The sequence below is a fragment of the Terrabacter tumescens genome, from assembly GCF_014646815.1.
Lineage (GTDB): Bacteria > Actinomycetota > Actinomycetes > Actinomycetales > Dermatophilaceae > Terrabacter > Terrabacter tumescens.
The window spans coordinates 18,965-33,947 of the sequence record NZ_BMNZ01000005.1; the positions used below are offsets into that span (position 1 = coordinate 18,965).

Consider the following 14,983-nt stretch of genomic DNA (forward strand, 5'->3'; position numbering starts at 1 on the left):
GCTGGGCCGGAGCCATCCCCGTGCAGGGCTGGCTGCGCCGGGCGCGCCGGGAGCGGGTCTAGTCTCAGCGGCATACGACTGGCTTTGTCCACTGGCTCTGGCCACTGGCTGCATCCACTGGCTGTTCCACGACCGGAGAGGAACGCGACCATGACTCTTGGCCCGCGAATACGTGCGCTGCGTCAGGCTCGCAGCCTCAGCGTGCGGCAGCTGGCTGCCGAGGTGGGAGTCTCCGCAGCCACCATCAGCCAGGTGGAGCGGGACATCAACGACCCCAGCCTCAACACGCTTCGGCGGATCGCGCGGGCGCTCGACACTCCGATCTTCGACCTCTTTACCGCTCCGGCAGTCAGCACACCCCGCGTGATCCGCCACGACGAGCGGGTGCTCGCGCACGCGGCGCACGGCGAGATCCAGTACTGGCGCGTCTCACCGCCGGGGTCGAAGGTCGAGGTGCTCGAGGGCGTTCTCGCGCCCGGGACGGCGTCGTCGGAGGAGGCGTGGGCACATCCTGCAGAGGAGTGCGCCGTCGTGCTGGGCGGCGCTGTGCGTCTCGAGATCGGCGACGAGGTCCACGAGCTCACAGTCGGGGACTCGGCGTCGTTCGACTCCCGCCTCCCTCACCGCTACGTCAACCCGGGCACGCACACCGCGCAGTTCCTCGTCTCGGTAACCCCCCCGAGCTACTGATCCCGGGGCTCAGGGTTGTCCTCCGGCGCGTTGTTGGGGGCCGGGTGCCCATCCGGGTAGTAAGCCGCAGCAGCGGATCCGGCCGGCCGGAAGACACCGAGGATCCACAGATCCTCGGTGGTCTGGGTGTTCTCCACCGCATGCAGGAACCGGGGCGGGACGTGGAAGGTGGAACCGGCTTCGAGGAGGCTGACCTCACCGGCGGCATGGAGCCGACCACGACCCCGGACGATGACACAGATCTCGTCGTAGAGGTGGTAGTGCTCCGGCGCCCCCGAGGGCGGGATGTATCCGACGAACTGGGTGGCCCCGGCGCTGCCCCGCGACGGCCCGTAGAGCACCTCGAACTCTCTCGCCGACGTTGCCGCCTCGCGGGCGGCCTCGCCGAGACGGACGACGGGCTGATATCCGGTCGCCTCCCGCGCGAGAGAGCTCGCGTGGGGCAGCGGCGGTGCTGGGACTGACGTGTCGGTGATGAGCAGCTCGCCCTTCTCTACGACGACCACCCACTCGCGACCGGCCGGAACCAACGCGGCAGTGCCCGCCGCGACCGGCTGGTCCGTGGTGAATGCTCCGTCCGGGCCAGCGAGCAGGAGCCGACCTTCGCCGGACAGGACGAAGAGATAGGTGTCCGCGCCGTCGTCGCGTCGGCGCAGGCTCGTTCCCGGCAGACAGCGCAGCACCCGGTTCGTCATCCCCTCGGCGTAGTGGTCGTCCTCGACGAGGGTGCTGACCTCGACACAGTCCTCGGGACCAGGCGTGAGCGAAGGGTGCACCCACGAGCTGCCTGCGTGCCGGACGATTCCGCTCATGGTGTTCTCCCTGGGGCTTCTCCCCGGCTCGTCGATGCCATATGTTTGGGTCGGTTACGTGACGACCGTCGACAGGAGGCTATACCCTTGAAGATCATCCGCAGGGCGAGAGCGAGCTGGCGAGGACCGGTCCCGACAGGGTCCGGCACGATGGGCCTCGGGCGGGGCGGTGATGCATTTGCCTACTCGCTGCGGTCTCGCACCGAGGACGACGCCGGCACCAACCCCGAGGAGCTGCTCGGGGCCGCGCATGCTGGGTGTTTCTCGATGTCTCTCAGCGACCTCCTCGAGGGGGCCGGCCACCCCGCGACCGAGATCAGCACGACCGCGCGCGTGACGATGGAGGAGAAGGGCGGATCCTTCAGCATCACGACCATCGACCTCGTGGCCAGAGGGCACGTCGAAGGCATCGACGAGGAGACCTTCCGCCGACTCGCTGCGCAGGCGAAGGAGACCTGTCCGGTCTCCCGACTGTTCGCCAGTGCGACGATCACTCTCGACGCCGCCCTCGACGCCTCGCTCGGGGGCTGATCGAGCTTCGGTCGATGCCGCTGCTCATCCGAAACTCTTGCCACCGCGCTTTCCACCCGAGACCCACCCCGACAAAGGAGCACCATGTCCGCACTGAAGGACCTCGTCGACGGCTTGGCCTCGGGCCAGATCCAGATCGTCGACCTCACGGCCCGCCTGTCGAGCGACACCCCGATCATCCAGCTGCCGGAGATGTTCGGCCAGACGCAGCGCTTCGAGCTCGAGGAGATCAGCAACTACGACGACCGCGGACCGGCCTGGTACTGGAACAACTTCCGCAGCGGCGAGCACACCGGGACCCACTTCGACGCGCCCAACCACTGGGTCACGGGCAAGGACCTGGGCGACGTCGCCGACGTCCCGGTCGAGCGGCTGATCCGGCCCGTCGTCGTGCTCGACTTCAGCGCGAAGTGCGCCGAGAACCCCGACTTCCTCCTCGAGGTCGACGACATCCGGGCATGGGAGTCCGAGCACGGTCCGCTGCCCGAGGGTGGCTGGATGATCTACCGCACCGGCTGGGACGCACGGTCGGACTCGCAGGAGGCCTTCATCAACGCCGACGAGAACGGCCCACACACGCCCGGCATGACCGTCGAGTGCGCGCGCTGGGTCGCCGAGGAGTCCCCGCTCGTCGGCGTGGGCGTCGAGACGGTCGGCACCGACGCCGGCGCCGCCCACTCCTTCGACCCGGCCTTCCCGTGCCACTCTTACCTCATGGGCAGCGGAAAGTTCGGCCTCACCCAGCTGCAGAACGTCGCGCAGCTGCCGGCCACCGGGGCGGTGCTCATCGCCGGGCCACTGCCCATCGTGACCGGCTCCGGAGCCCCGGCGCGGGTCCTGGCGCTCGTCGAGCGCTGATCCCGCCGGGTGCGTCACGGCCGGGTCGGTCGGCGCGGTGGGCCGGGTGGACCCCGGCCCACCGCGCCCCCCTCTGGCCCACCCATCGAGAAGCATGACATTTCGTTGACGCTCGTCACTGGGGCGATATAGCGTCAGCCTGAGCCAGTGCGCACACTGGTGACGAGGCGGAGGAGCATCATGGCCGAACGTTCATTTGCGCAGGAAGTCCTCGCGCTCCGGCAGGGTGCCGGCACGACCTTCCGTGGCGAGGGCATCCTCGCTGTCACCAAGGCCCTGCTGCAGTCGGGCGTGGCCTACGTCGGCGGCTACCAGGGAGCCCCGATCTCCCACCTCATGGACGTGCTCGGTGACGCCCACGAGATCCTCGAGGAGCTCGACGTCTACTTCGAGAACAGCGCGTCCGAGGCCACCGCCGCCGCCATGCTCGCCGCCTCCGTGCACTACCCGCTCCGCGGCGCGGTCACCTTCAAGTCAACCGTCGGCACCAACGTCGCCTCCGACGCCCTCGCCAACCTCTCGAGCGGCGGCGTCACCGGCGGCGCCCTCGTCATCGTCGGCGAGGACTACGGCGAGGGCTCGAGCATCATGCAGGAGCGCTCGCACGCCTTCGCCATGAAGTCGCAGATGTGGCTGCTGGACCCGCGGCCCAACCTCACAGCGATCGTCGAGGCGGTGGAGTCCGGCTTCGAGCTGTCCGAGGTGAGCAACACCCCGGTCATGCTCCAGCTGCGGTTGCGCTCCTGCCACCTGACGGGCAGCTTCGTCGCCAAGGACAACAAGCGCCCGCCGATGACGGTGACGGATGCCGTCGAGAACCCCAAGCGCGACGTGAGCCGGATCGTCCTGCCGCCCGCGAGCTTCCTCCACGAACAGGAGAAGATCACCCACCGATGGCCGGCCGCGGTGAAGTTCATCCAGGAGCGCGGGATGAACGAGTTCTTCGCCGAGGACGCCGCGGACATCGGCATCATCGTGCAGGGCGGCCTCTACAACACGCTCAACCGGGCCCTCGAGCTGCTCGGCTGCTCCGACGCGTTCGGCAACTCGGCCATCCCCCTCTACTGCATGAACGTCACCTACCCCATCGTCAACGACGAGGTGCTGCGCTTCTGCGAGGGCAAGCGGGCCGTGCTGCTGCTCGAGGAGGGCCAGCCGGACTACATCGAGCAGTCGCTCAACGCCATCCTGCGGCGAGCCGGGGCCACCGCCGCCCTGCACGGCAAGGACCTGCTGCCCGTGGCCGGAGAGTACACCCCGACGGCCGTCACGCGCGGCGTCGCCGCCTTCCTCAAGAAGTACCGGCCCGAGGCGGTCACGTCCGAGCCGGCGCTCCTGCGGCCCGACACCGACCCCGGCTCGCCCTTCGCCCCCCGCGTCGAGCCGGCCGTGGTCCAGCCCCGGCCGCCGGGCCTGTGCACGGGATGCCCGGAGCGCCCCATCTTCAGCGCCCTCAAGCTCGCCGAGCGCGAGACGGGCCAGCACCACATCAGCGCCGACATCGGCTGCCACCTCTTCTCGATCAACGCGCCCTTCAATCTCGGTGCGACGACGATGGGCTACGGCCTGGGCTCCGCCGGCGGCGCGGCCCTCAACTCCAAGGACGCCGACCGGCGGACCATCGCGATCATGGGCGACGGTGGCTTCTGGCACAACGGCCTGACGAGCGGCGTCGGCAACGCCGTCTTCAACAAGAACGACCAGCTCCTCGTCGTGGTCGACAACGCCTACAGCGCCGCGACCGGCGGCCAGGACGTGCTCTCCTCACAGGCCCAGAGCCCGCTGCGCTCGACCCAGCACCCCATCGAGAAGGCGGTGCGCGGCATCGGCGTCAAGTGGGCGACGACCGTCACCAACACGTTCAAGGTGGCCGAGCTGCGTGACCTCTTCATCCACGCGCTCACCACGGACGAGCCCGGCCCGAAGGTCATCGTCGCCCAGAGCGAGTGCCAGCTGAACCGTCAGCGGCGCGTCGCCCCGGAGCGCGCCCAGGCGATCTCCGACGGCAAACGCATCGTCAAGGAGCGCTTCGGCGTCGACGCCGAGACGTGCACGGGTGACCACGCCTGCATCCGGATCTCCGGATGCCCCTCGCTGACCATCAAGCCGAACCCCGACCCGATGCGTATCGACCCCGTCGCCACGGTGACCGACAGCTGCGTCGGGTGCGGCGTCTGCGGCGCGAATGCCCACGCGGCCTCCCTATGCCCTTCCTTCTACCGCACCGACGTGGTCTTCAACCCGACCCGTCGGGACAAGGCGCTGGCCAAGGTGCGCAATGGATGGATCTCCATGCTGTCCAAGGGCATCGAGCGCCGGGCCGCGGGCATCGAGGTGTCCGGGGACCCAGGGGACCTCACAGTCCTCGACCCGGCCCCGGCGGCCGCGAGAGCAGCGCACTCCTCCCACGCAGGAGTCTCGGCATGAGCTGGACGGACGGGCAGCGGCCCATCACGGTCGCGGTGCTCGCCATGGGCGGCGAGGGTGGCGGGGTCCTCTCGGGCTGGATCGCCTCTCTGGGCGAGGCGCAGGGCTGGACCTCGCAGTCGACCTCGGTCGCCGGTGTCGCCCAGCGCACGGGCGCGACCATCTACTACGTCGAGCTCTTCCCGCCTCACGAGGGCGGTGGCACCGACGCCCGCCAGGAGCCGGTGCTCAGCATGATGCCGACTCCCGGGGAGGTGGACGTCGTCATCGCCTCGGAGCTCATGGAGGCAGGACGAGCGGTCCAGCGCGGCTTCGTGACGCCTGACCGCACCACGCTCATCGCCTCGACCAACCGCGTCTACTCCATCACCGAGCGCAGCACGCTCGGCGACGGGCGCGTGGACTCCCAGGCCCTCATCACCGCGGCCGGCGCCGCCTCCCGTCACTTCGTCGGCGCGGACTTCATGGCCCTCGCGCTAGCGGCTAAGAGCGTCATCAGCGCGTCCCTGTTCGGCGCGCTGGCCGCGAGCGGTGCGCTGCCCTTCTCCCGCGAGGAGTTCGAGGCGGCCATCACCCAGACCGGCAAGGCCAAGAAGGCCGACGCGAGCCTGCGTGCCTTCGCCGCCGGCTTCGAGGCCGCGCAGGGAGCCACCGAGCCCCCGCCCGAGGGAGCGACGCTCGACGGCACTCCGATCACCGTCGATGCCGAGCAGCTCAACGCCCGTCCACGCAACCCCGTCCCGGTCATGCTGAGCCTGCGGCGACCCCCGGACCCGGCAGAGGAGGCCGCCCGGGCCGAGGCCGCCGCACAGGAGCGAGCCCTCGCCGACCCGACCTCGCTCGTCGGTCGTGAGCTGCACGGCCATGCTCGTCGCGTGGCCGCCGACTTCCCCCACGCAGCCCGCCTGATGCTGCTGCGCGGACTGCAGCGCACCGCGCTCTACCAGGACCTCGCCTACAGCGACCGCTATCTCGCTCGGGTGGCGCGGGTCGCCGCCGTCGACCCCGACCGCGACGGCGAGGCCGTCATGACCACCGAGGCGGCACGGCACGTGGCACTCTGGATGTGCTACCACGACACCATCCACGTCGCGCTGCAGAAGACCCGGCAGGAGCGCCTCCAGCGGGTGCGTGACGAGGCCGGCGCCGACCCCGAGCAGCTCATGCAGGTGCGCGAGTTCCTCCACCCCCAGATCGACGAGATCACCGACACCATGCCGACAGCACTCGGTGCGCGCCTGGCGAAGTCGGCCGTCTTCGGCAAGGTCGTGCACGCCGTGACGCACAAGGGCATGGTCGTCAACACGACGTCCGCGTCCGGCTACGCGACGCTGTCGGCGATCGCACGGCTGCGGCCGATGCGGCCCCGCTCGCTGCGCTTCGGGCGCGAGCAGCAGTTCATCGACGCCTGGCTCGACCTCGCCGTCGACATCGCGCCTCAGGACCCCGACCTCGCGACCGAGATCATCCGCTGCGAGCGCGTGCTCAAGGGCTACGGCCAGACGCACGAGCATGGTCAGGAGAGCTTCGGCCTGCTCATCGAGGCGGCGAAGCGCCTGCGCGGGCAGGAGGGTGCGGCGCGCCAGCTGGCCCGGCTCAAGGAGGCCGCGCTCGTCGACGAGGACGGCGCCGCCCTGCGCAGCGCGCTGGCGAACGTCGGTCTGGCTGACGTCGTGGCCTGAGACCCCCGGCACCGGCGAGGGCGTATGCCGCCGTGCCTCACTGCCAGGCCGAGCCCCGCGCCCAGGCGAAGGGCCGGAGCCTCAGCTGGCGCACACGTCGAGCTTCAGCCCAGCCCAGCTCCGCTCAGGCAGAGACGAGCGCGCGGTCACGCTCGAGGAGGGACCTGACGTCGCCAGGCCATGGCTCGGCGCCGGCCCTCGGGTCGGGCGCGTGGACGACCACGACCCGCCCCTCCGCGCTCAGGTGCCGCGGAGCGGCCGGGTCATCGGGGTCGCCGTCGACCACCACGGCGGAGAAACCGAAGGTGCAGGAGCTCTCACCGACCCGGATCACCCCGACCGTCACCTCGAGCGGCTGGTCGAACCACACCCGCGCGCGGTAGTCCATGTCGAGGTGCACGCGCGGCACCCGCGGCACGTAGTCGACGAGCCCCAGCTCACGCCACAGTGCGTGCTCGCCCTCCTCCAGCCAGCGCACGGCCGAGCTGAAGTGGTTGTGCCCGGCGGCATCCGTCTCGTTCCACCGGAGCCGGCGTCGCATGGTCAGGCGCGCACCGGTGACCTCGTCGAGCACTGTCATGATGTGATTCTTCCATCCGGGTGGTGGAGCGTCGTCCACTCACCCACGTCGGCGCCAGCGTTGGACCGGCCAGGTCAGCTCTCGTCCACCTGTCAGACCGTCGGGGCGCACCATCAGCGCGACGATGAGCGTGGCACCGAGGATGATCGGTCGCGCACCCTCGGGGATCGACACGACGTAGTCGCCCAGCGTCACGCCACCTTGGAGGTAGACGAGCAGCGAGTCGAGCGCCGACCAGACAAGCGTCCCGAGCACCGCACCCCACAGGCTGCGGGTGCCGCCAAGCACGAGGATGGCGATGATCGTGAAGGTCATGCCGACGCCGAAGTGTGACGACTGGACGACCCGGTTCGTCGCCGCCCACAGGCCGCCTCCGAGTCCGCAGACTGCGCCCGAGATCGTGAAGGCGATGACCCGGTGGATGGTGACGTTGATACCCGACCCGGGTGCCGCAGTGAGATCCTCGCGCGTCGCACGCAGCAGACGTGCCGTTCGCGCGTGCTGGTAGACCCAGCTGACGATGATCACGCCGATGGCGACAAGGACCAGCCGCTCCAGCGGGAGGTCTGCGGGCACGCCGACCATGGCCTGCCCGCTGCGAGGTCCGATGCTGGACCAGTAGGTGAGCACCTGCCCCACGACCATGAGCAGCCCGAAGGTCGCGATACCGGCCTGCAGACCGTTGAGGCGCATGAGGAACGGCGCAACGGCAAAGGCGAGGAAGCCGCCGACGGTCGTGGCGACGGCGAGCGCCACCGGCCACGGCGCGTGGACGTCGGCGAGGAAGGAGAAGAGGTCCGGCAGCAGCGCCTTCTTCAGCGTCGGGTCAATCGTCAGCAGCCCGTAGGCCCACGCGCCGACCGCAGTGAAGGCGATGTGACCGAAGGACAGGACGCCTGACGTGCCGGTGAAGATCTGCAGGCCGACGGCCGCAACGAGGCTGACGAGGGCGTAGGCGCCCTGGACCGCCACGGGGCCGCCGATCTGGCTTGCGACGACGGTGCCGAGGTAGACGAGCAGCGCAGGTCCGATGAGCGTCCACATCGTCGCCAGCCGTGCCGAGGAGCCGGACCGACCCCGCCGCCGCCCGAGGTCCCGGCCCCCGACGGTCAACCCCGTGGCCGGTGTCTTCAGCTCGCTCATGTCCGCTCCACCGTCCCCGAGCCGGCGAGCAGCCCCGCAGGTTTGACGAGCAGCACGAGGATCACGAGCAGGAAGACGAATGCGTCTCGGAAGCGCACGATGCCCTCGGGCAGCCAGCTGCTGAAGAAGGAGCTCGCGAAGCCCATCAGGAAGCCTCCGACCAGGGAGCCGATCACGCGGTCGATCCCACCGATGACTGCGCCGACGAGCGCCAGAACCGTGAGCGGCACACCGAAGGTCGGTCCGACGGCACCCGTCTGGACCGTCATGACGAAGGCGACCACCGCCGCGAGGCCGCCGCTGATCCCGAAGGTCAGCATGATGACCCGGTCGGCACGCACCCCGAGCAGTCGCGCGGTGCGGAAATCAGTGCTGGCCGCGCGCACCTGGAGCCCGAGGTTGGTGCGGGTGAGGAAGTAGTGAACCGCGAGGAGCAGGACGGCCGTCAGCGCGATCGTCACGAGCGAGAGGATCTGCAGCCGCAGGCCGAGCACCGTCACGGTTCCTGCGAGACCGCTGGCGACCGGCGCCGTGCGCACGTTGGTGCCGAACAGCGCCTCGTAGACGCGCTGCAGCAGGAAGGAGAGGCCGAAGCTCGCGATGAGCAGCGTCGCAGGCGTCGTCGTGCGCAGGCGGCGGAAGACGAGGAGCTCCATGAGGATGGCGAGCACGACGCCCACCAGGAGCGAGACGAAGACTGACACCACCGGGCCCAGGTGCCACGTGAAGATGAGCGCGTATGCCGCCCCGGTGATGATCTCGCCGTGCGCGAAGTTGGCGAGTCGCATGACGCCGAAGACGAGCCCGATGCCCAGGGCGACGAGCGCGTACAGGGCCCCGAGGGAGAGCGCGTCGATGAGTGACTGGCCGAAGTGCATCATGATCCGAAGTACGCCTTCGTGAGCAGGTCGGCGTCGTGCGCCGCCCCGGGAGTGAGTGCAAGCGTGAGCCGGCCGTCGTGCAGGACGTGGGTCCGGTCGCAGAAGGCGATGGTGAACTCGGCGCGTTGCTCCACGACGAGCACGCTCGTGCCCGCGTCGCGGATCCGGCCGAGAGCATCGAAGACGACGTCAACGGCAGTCGGCGACAGTCCGAGCGACGGCTCGTCGAGGATGAGCATGCGCGGGGCCGCGAGGAGAGTGCGCGCAATGGCGAGCTGTTGCTGCTGTCCTCCCGAGAGCAGCCCGGCGGGGCGGTCACGGAACTCGCCGAGGATGGGAAAGAGCTCGACGACCTCAGCGATGGCGGCCGTGAGCGGCACTTCCGAACGGCGGGCGACCGCGCCGAGGCGGAGGTTCTCAGTGACGGTCAGGCCGTCGAACATGTTGCGGCCCTCGGGCACGAGCGACAGACCCAGCCGCACGACCTCCTCCGGCGAGTGACCGGTCAGCTCGACCCCGTCGAGGGTCGCCGACCCGCTGGAGGCGCGGACGGCGCCGGCGAGGGCGAGCACCGTCGACGACTTGCCGGCGCCGTTGGGCCCGATCAGCCCAACCGTCTCCCCGCGGTCGACATGGAAGCTGACGCCCTTGACGGCGGGCACGCCGCTGTAACGCACCTCCAGGTCGCGGACGTCGAGCAGCGGGGTCTGGGTCGGCGTGGTTGCTGCCACCTTGCCGGGGAGGTCGCTCATTGGGTCCCGCTCCTGCCGAGGTAGGCCTCGACGAGCGCCTGGCTGCCGCGCACCTCGTCAGGCGTGCCCTCCAGGTAGCTGCGTCCTTGCACGATGACGTGGATGCGCTCACAGACCGCCATGATGAGGCGGATGTTGTGGTCGATGAGGAGCACCCCGACCCCGGTGGCAGCGATCGAGCGGATCACCTCGCCGAACTCGCCAATCTCACCCTCGTTGAGTCCGGCCGCGGGCTCGTCCAGCAGGAGGTAGTTGGGCCGGGTCGCCATGGCCCGCGCGACGCCGAGGCGCCGCTCGAGTCCGTGCGGAAGCGTGCGCGCCGGTTGCTCCGAGCGATCGGCGGCGCCGAAGAGCTCGAGCAGCCCGGTGGCGTCGCCGCGCGCCTCCGCGCGGCTGCGACCGGTGGCCAACGCCGCCACCTCGACGTTCTCCCGCACCGAGAGGTCACGGTAGAGGTGCCCGCGCTGGTAGGTCCGCGCGACCCCGGTCCGAGCCAGCCTGTGCGCAGGCCACCCCGTGATGTCCGTGCCGTCGAGCATGATCGCACCCTCGTCCGGACGGTCGTAGCCGGTGAGCATGTTGACGAGGGTCGACTTGCCGGCTCCGTTGGGCCCGATCAGCCCGAGGACCTCGCCGCGACGAAGGGTGACATCCACCCCCCTCAGCGCCTTGACGCCACTGTAGGCCCGGTGGATCCCGACGGCGGCGAGGGCCTCGGACGGATCGCTGATCGTCATCCGAGGGTGACGACCTGCTGGGGTGCCCGCTTCTCCACGACCGCCAGCTTGCCGTCCTTGACCTGCAGAACTCGCATGGGCCGGTCGACCGAGATGTGCAGCTGCGGGGTGAAGCTCGTCGGGCCGGCCATGAGCGGCACCTCCTTGAAGCTCTCCATGGCCGCCGCGAGCTTGTCCCCGTCCCACGACCCTGCCTTGTCGTATGCCGCCTTGATCGCCTGGATGGTCGAAGGGCCGGTGACGAAGCTGCCGACGTCCGGGAACTTGCCGTACTTGGCTTTGTAGGCGTTGGCCGTCTCGTTGACAGCGGGGTCGGGGTCGTTCCCGTCCTTGGCCGCATACGTCACGATGAAGTAGTCCTTGAGGCCGGGGATGGCTCCGAGCCAGAAGTCGCCATCCATGCCGAAGCCGGACACGATCGGGGTGTCCACGCCTCCGTCGCGCAGCTCCTTGGTCACCTGGCCACCGCCCGGGTTGTAGCCGCAGTTGACGATGACGTCCGGCTTGGTACCACTGCTGATCTTCGAGACGGTCTCCTTGATGGAGTCACCCTGCTTGTAGTCGTAGGCGCCGGCGATCGTTCCCCCGAGCGACTGGAAACGCTTCGTGAAGATGTCGCACTGGTTCTGCGTGTACTTGATCGACGTGTCCTTGAGCGTGACCGCGGACTTCCAGCCCTTGTCATGGGCGAACTCGGCCATGATCGAGGACTCGCCAGGAGTGCCGTCTCCCATGGAGAAGCCGATCTTCAGGCCACCCTTGGGGCCGTAGACGGGATCGCCGACGCAAGGCGCGATGTTGAGCACGTTCTTGCCCTCGGCCGCGATCGCGGCGGGCGAGGAGACGTCGTAGTCGCAGGTGACGAGCAGCACCTTGGCGCCGCGGTCCAGGACCTCACCGGCCGCGGAGGCGTAGCGGTCCATCTTGGTCCCGGTGTCGACGACATCGAGCACGATCTTGGAGCCCCCGATGCCGCCGGTTGCGTTCTGCTTCTCGACCTCGAGCTGGAGGGCCTGCAACGCAGGCGTGTCGTAGGGGCTCATGAAGCCGGTCTTGGCCATCACGACCCCGATCCGCACCTCACCACCGGCCGCGGCGGCGCCACCGGTGCCTCGGGCCACGCCAGTCGATCCGCTCGCGGGCGGCGTTGTCTCCGAGGACTTGCTGGCCACGCACCCGGCGAGGCCAGTGGTGGCCACCGTGGCGAGCGCCAGCATCCGGACGGCGTATGAAGCTCTCATGCCCACACCATTCTCCACCGCGACTTCGACTCGGTCGTATGTCGCATTGATTAGTGTCGTCATCGTTACGACATGCGCACGGCGTGTCAAGCACCTATCTTGATCCTTGAATCGGTCTGTCGAAACGGAGGCGAAAGAGCCATGGACGATCCGGACATCGTGATCATCGGAGCGGGCCACCAGGGCCTCGTCTGCGCCGCGACTCTCGCCGAGGCGGGCCTCCGCCCCTTGGTGCTCGAGGCGGCGAGCACTCCTGGAGGCGCAGTCGCGAGCGGCGAACTGACCGTGCCGGGGCTCGTGCACGACGTCTGCGCCACCAACATGAACCTCTTTCTCGGCTCGCCGTTCCACGCCGTGCACGGCGAGAAGCTGGCCTCCCTCGGCCTCCGGTTCGCCCGATCCGACGCGCCCTACGCGTCGGCCTTCCCCGACGGCTCCTCCTTGCGGGTGACGACCGACGAGGCCGCGACGGCGGCCATGTGGGCGGGGCACTCAACGGCTGACGCCGCCGGCTGGCGTCAGCTGCGCGGCGTCTTCGACGACTTCGCCGCGGCCTACCTGCCGATCTACACCCACCCCTTTCCCTCGGTCCAGGCGCGCCACTCGCTCGCAGCTCTGCGCCGCCGATCCGGTGGGACTGAGCTCGGGGAGCTGGGACAGGTGCTCCTGTCCTCGACGCGGGCCCTCGGCGAGCGCTACTTCGCCACCCCGGAGGCTCGCTCGCTGGTGGCCGCGTGGGGGATGCACCTGGACTATGCCCCGGACATCGCAGGCGGCGCCGTCTTCCCTCTCCTCGAGCTGTATGCCGACATGCTCGGCGGGATGTCCATCGTCGAGGGTGGCGCCGGACGCCTGGCTGACGCCCTCGTCGCGCTGGTGCGCGAGCTGGGGGGTGACGTCCGCTGCGACGCCAGGGTGACGGGGATCGACGTCGGCACTGAGGGCGTGCGGGCGGTGCTCGTCGGTGACCAGCGCATCCCCGCACGGCGCGTCGTGTCGACGGCCGTGCTCCCGATCACTGCCGCGCTGTTGTCGCTCGACCGGCGGCCCGCCACCGTGGCACGGTCAGCGCGCGACTATCGCTTCGGGCCTGGCACGTTCATGCTTCACCTGGCGATGGACGGCGAGATCCCTTGGGCCGACCCCCGACTCGGGGCACAGGCCTACGTGCACATCGGCCCCTACGTCGATGACATGGCCCGCACCTACGGCCAGTCGGTTGCCGGTCAGCTGCCCGACGAGCCCCTGCTCGTCGTCGGCCAGACCTCGGTGGTTGACCCGAGTCGCCTGTCCCCCGAGGGGTATCGCGCCGTTTGGATCCAAGTGCGCACAGTGCCGAGCTCGCCGGGCGCCGGCTCGTGGGAGCACCTGGCCGAAGGCTTCGCCGAACAGGTGATCGACAAGCTCGACCGCTACGCGCCGGGAGTCCGTGGCCGGATCGTCGGGAAGGCGCACCTCAGCCCCGCAGACCTCGAGCGCCGGGATGCGAACCTCGTCGGCGGCGACTCGGTCTCCGGAAGCCACCACCTCGACCAGTTCATCGGCATGCGTCCGGGCCTGGCGATCAGCCGTTACCGCACTCCTGTGGACGGGCTCTATCTCGCGGGGGCCGGCACGTGGCCCGGGGCAGGGGTCAACGCCATCTCCGGACAGCTCGCCGCCGAGGCCGTTCTGCGGGACGCCTCCGGACGCCTCGGCCAGCTCCGGCGTCGTCTCCTGCGTCGCTGACCGAACCGGTCCGTCAGGAGTTGTCAGTCGCGGCGGACCTCTTCGACGAAACGGTGCGCCGGGACCTCGAGACGGCGCTTCAGTGCCTGGAAGGTGTTGGCGCTCTCGACGCCGGCCCAGTCCCTCGGCAGCAGCTCGGGGGGCAGGCCGGGGTCGAGGAAGGGCAGCCGCCGCCACTCCGTGATCGTCCTGACGTAGTCGGCGAAGGCCTCGCCCTCGTTGTCCTTGCGCCGACGGCCGCGCCACGACGCGAGCAGCGGCGCGTGCTGCTCGTGGAACTGCCGGTAGAGCGAGCTGATCGTCGCGAGGTCCCACCATGAGCCGATCTCCTGCTCGAGGTCACCGAAGCCGAGGTAGTCCGCCCGGAAGAGGTCGACATAGGCGCCGAGGTCGGCACGCGCGAGGACCTCGCGGGTCTCCTCCTCGAGGTGGGCCGGGGCCACCCACACACCGGCACTCACCGTGCCGTAGCCGAGCCAGGCGAGACGGGTGCGCAGCAGGTGACGCTTGCGCCGCTCGGACTCCGGCACGGAGAAGATCGCGAGGATCCAGCCGTCGTCCGGCGAGGCGGGGCGGTGGTCGAAGATCCGCCGGTCGCCACTGTCGAGGATGACCCGGGCCGACGCGGAGAGCGTGTAGCCGGCGCTGCCGTCGATCCGCTCGGCCTCGAGGATGTCACGTCGCTTGAGCCGCGAGACGGACGACCGGACGGCGGGCTCGTCGATGCCGAGCTCGGCCATGAGGCGGATGACGGCGCTGACGCTGAGCCAGCCGCCCACCTCGCGGGCGTAGAGGCCGTAGATGCTGACGATGTAGGCCCGCGGCCGCGCCTGGCCGAGCGTGGGGCCGGCTCCCCCGGCCAGCTCGAGCTGCTGGTCATCACTCACGATCGCCGAGCCTACTGGTCACCATCGCCCGGCC

At 69.9% G+C, this 14,983-nt stretch carries 14 protein-coding genes; 6 read left to right on the forward strand and 8 right to left on the reverse strand.

The features are described from left to right. Nucleotides 1-150 precede the first annotated feature (150 nt). On the forward strand, nucleotides 151-690 hold the full coding sequence (locus IEY30_RS13250; protein WP_030199841.1) for a helix-turn-helix domain-containing protein: 540 nt from the start codon (nucleotides 151-153) through the stop codon (nucleotides 688-690). Here IEY30_RS13250 and IEY30_RS13255 read toward each other — a convergent pair. Next, entirely contained in the window at nucleotides 684-1,502 is an 819-nt protein-coding gene (locus IEY30_RS13255; RefSeq protein WP_030199839.1) for a cupin domain-containing protein, read from the reverse strand. The two genes, IEY30_RS13250 and IEY30_RS13255, sit on opposite strands and share 7 nt — an antisense overlap. On the opposite strand from IEY30_RS13255, the gene IEY30_RS13260 reads away from it, so the two are divergent. The 4 genes from IEY30_RS13260 (at nucleotide 1,482) to IEY30_RS13275 (ending at nucleotide 7,000) form a co-directional block, all read left to right on the forward strand. Further along, a complete protein-coding gene (locus IEY30_RS13260) occupies nucleotides 1,482-2,033 on the forward strand; it encodes an OsmC family peroxiredoxin (protein WP_268240975.1) in 552 nt (183 codons plus the stop codon). The genes IEY30_RS13255 and IEY30_RS13260 overlap by 21 nt on opposite strands. Nucleotides 2,034-2,117: 84 nt before the next feature. Further along, nucleotides 2,118-2,891 carry a cyclase family protein gene (locus IEY30_RS13265; RefSeq protein ID WP_030199833.1) on the forward strand — a complete coding sequence of 258 codons (774 nt, stop codon included), beginning with the start codon at nucleotides 2,118-2,120 and terminating at the stop codon, nucleotides 2,889-2,891. A gap of 180 nt (nucleotides 2,892-3,071) precedes the next feature. Beyond that, complete coding sequence (locus IEY30_RS13270) at nucleotides 3,072-5,318, forward strand: thiamine pyrophosphate-dependent enzyme (RefSeq protein WP_081920530.1); 2,247 nt, start codon at nucleotides 3,072-3,074, stop codon at nucleotides 5,316-5,318. Then, nucleotides 5,315-7,000: an indolepyruvate oxidoreductase subunit beta family protein gene (locus tag IEY30_RS13275; protein ID WP_030199822.1), complete on the forward strand. Its 1,686-nt coding sequence runs from the start codon at nucleotides 5,315-5,317 to the stop codon at nucleotides 6,998-7,000. The genes IEY30_RS13270 and IEY30_RS13275 overlap by 4 nt, the downstream gene beginning before the upstream one ends. Before the next feature lie 124 nt (nucleotides 7,001-7,124). Here the strand turns inward: IEY30_RS13275 and IEY30_RS13280 are convergent, their stop codons facing one another. From IEY30_RS13280 to IEY30_RS13305, 6 genes are read right to left on the reverse strand one after another with little or no spacing between them, the layout of a single operon-like run. After that, nucleotides 7,125-7,580 (reverse strand): acyl-CoA thioesterase, encoded by a 456-nt coding sequence (locus tag IEY30_RS13280; protein WP_052358615.1) that lies wholly within the window; start codon nucleotides 7,578-7,580, stop codon nucleotides 7,125-7,127. Between the two features lie 39 nt (nucleotides 7,581-7,619). Next, the gene (locus IEY30_RS13285) at nucleotides 7,620-8,723 is read right to left on the reverse strand and encodes a branched-chain amino acid ABC transporter permease (RefSeq protein ID WP_052358614.1); all 1,104 of its coding nucleotides are present in this window, start codon (nucleotides 8,721-8,723) and stop codon (nucleotides 7,620-7,622) included. Continuing rightward, on the reverse strand, nucleotides 8,720-9,604 hold the full coding sequence (locus tag IEY30_RS13290) for a branched-chain amino acid ABC transporter permease (protein ID WP_030199815.1): 885 nt from the start codon (nucleotides 9,602-9,604) through the stop codon (nucleotides 8,720-8,722). The genes IEY30_RS13285 and IEY30_RS13290 overlap by 4 nt, the downstream gene beginning before the upstream one ends. Then, nucleotides 9,601-10,356, reverse strand: coding sequence for an ABC transporter ATP-binding protein (locus IEY30_RS13295; protein WP_229674997.1), 756 nt, complete (start codon nucleotides 10,354-10,356; stop codon nucleotides 9,601-9,603). The genes IEY30_RS13290 and IEY30_RS13295 overlap by 4 nt, the downstream gene beginning before the upstream one ends. Then, entirely contained in the window at nucleotides 10,353-11,093 is a 741-nt protein-coding gene (locus IEY30_RS13300) for an ABC transporter ATP-binding protein (RefSeq protein WP_030199810.1), read from the reverse strand. Before IEY30_RS13300 ends, IEY30_RS13295 begins: the two co-directional genes overlap by 4 nt. Then, nucleotides 11,090-12,334, reverse strand: a complete 1,245-nt coding sequence (locus IEY30_RS13305; protein WP_162181013.1) for an ABC transporter substrate-binding protein — start codon at nucleotides 12,332-12,334, stop codon at nucleotides 11,090-11,092. The genes IEY30_RS13300 and IEY30_RS13305 overlap by 4 nt, the downstream gene beginning before the upstream one ends. A 141-nt stretch (nucleotides 12,335-12,475) precedes the next feature. Between IEY30_RS13305 and IEY30_RS13310 the strand changes: the two genes are divergently transcribed. Further along, nucleotides 12,476-14,062 carry a phytoene desaturase family protein gene (locus IEY30_RS13310; protein WP_052358613.1) on the forward strand — a complete coding sequence of 529 codons (1,587 nt, stop codon included), beginning with the start codon at nucleotides 12,476-12,478 and terminating at the stop codon, nucleotides 14,060-14,062. Nucleotides 14,063-14,085: 23 nt separating this feature from the next. Here IEY30_RS13310 and IEY30_RS13315 read toward each other — a convergent pair whose 3' ends face one another. Beyond that, nucleotides 14,086-14,949: a PaaX family transcriptional regulator gene (locus IEY30_RS13315; RefSeq protein ID WP_229674998.1), complete on the reverse strand. Its 864-nt coding sequence runs from the start codon at nucleotides 14,947-14,949 to the stop codon at nucleotides 14,086-14,088. Between the last annotated feature and the right edge of the window lie 34 nt (nucleotides 14,950-14,983).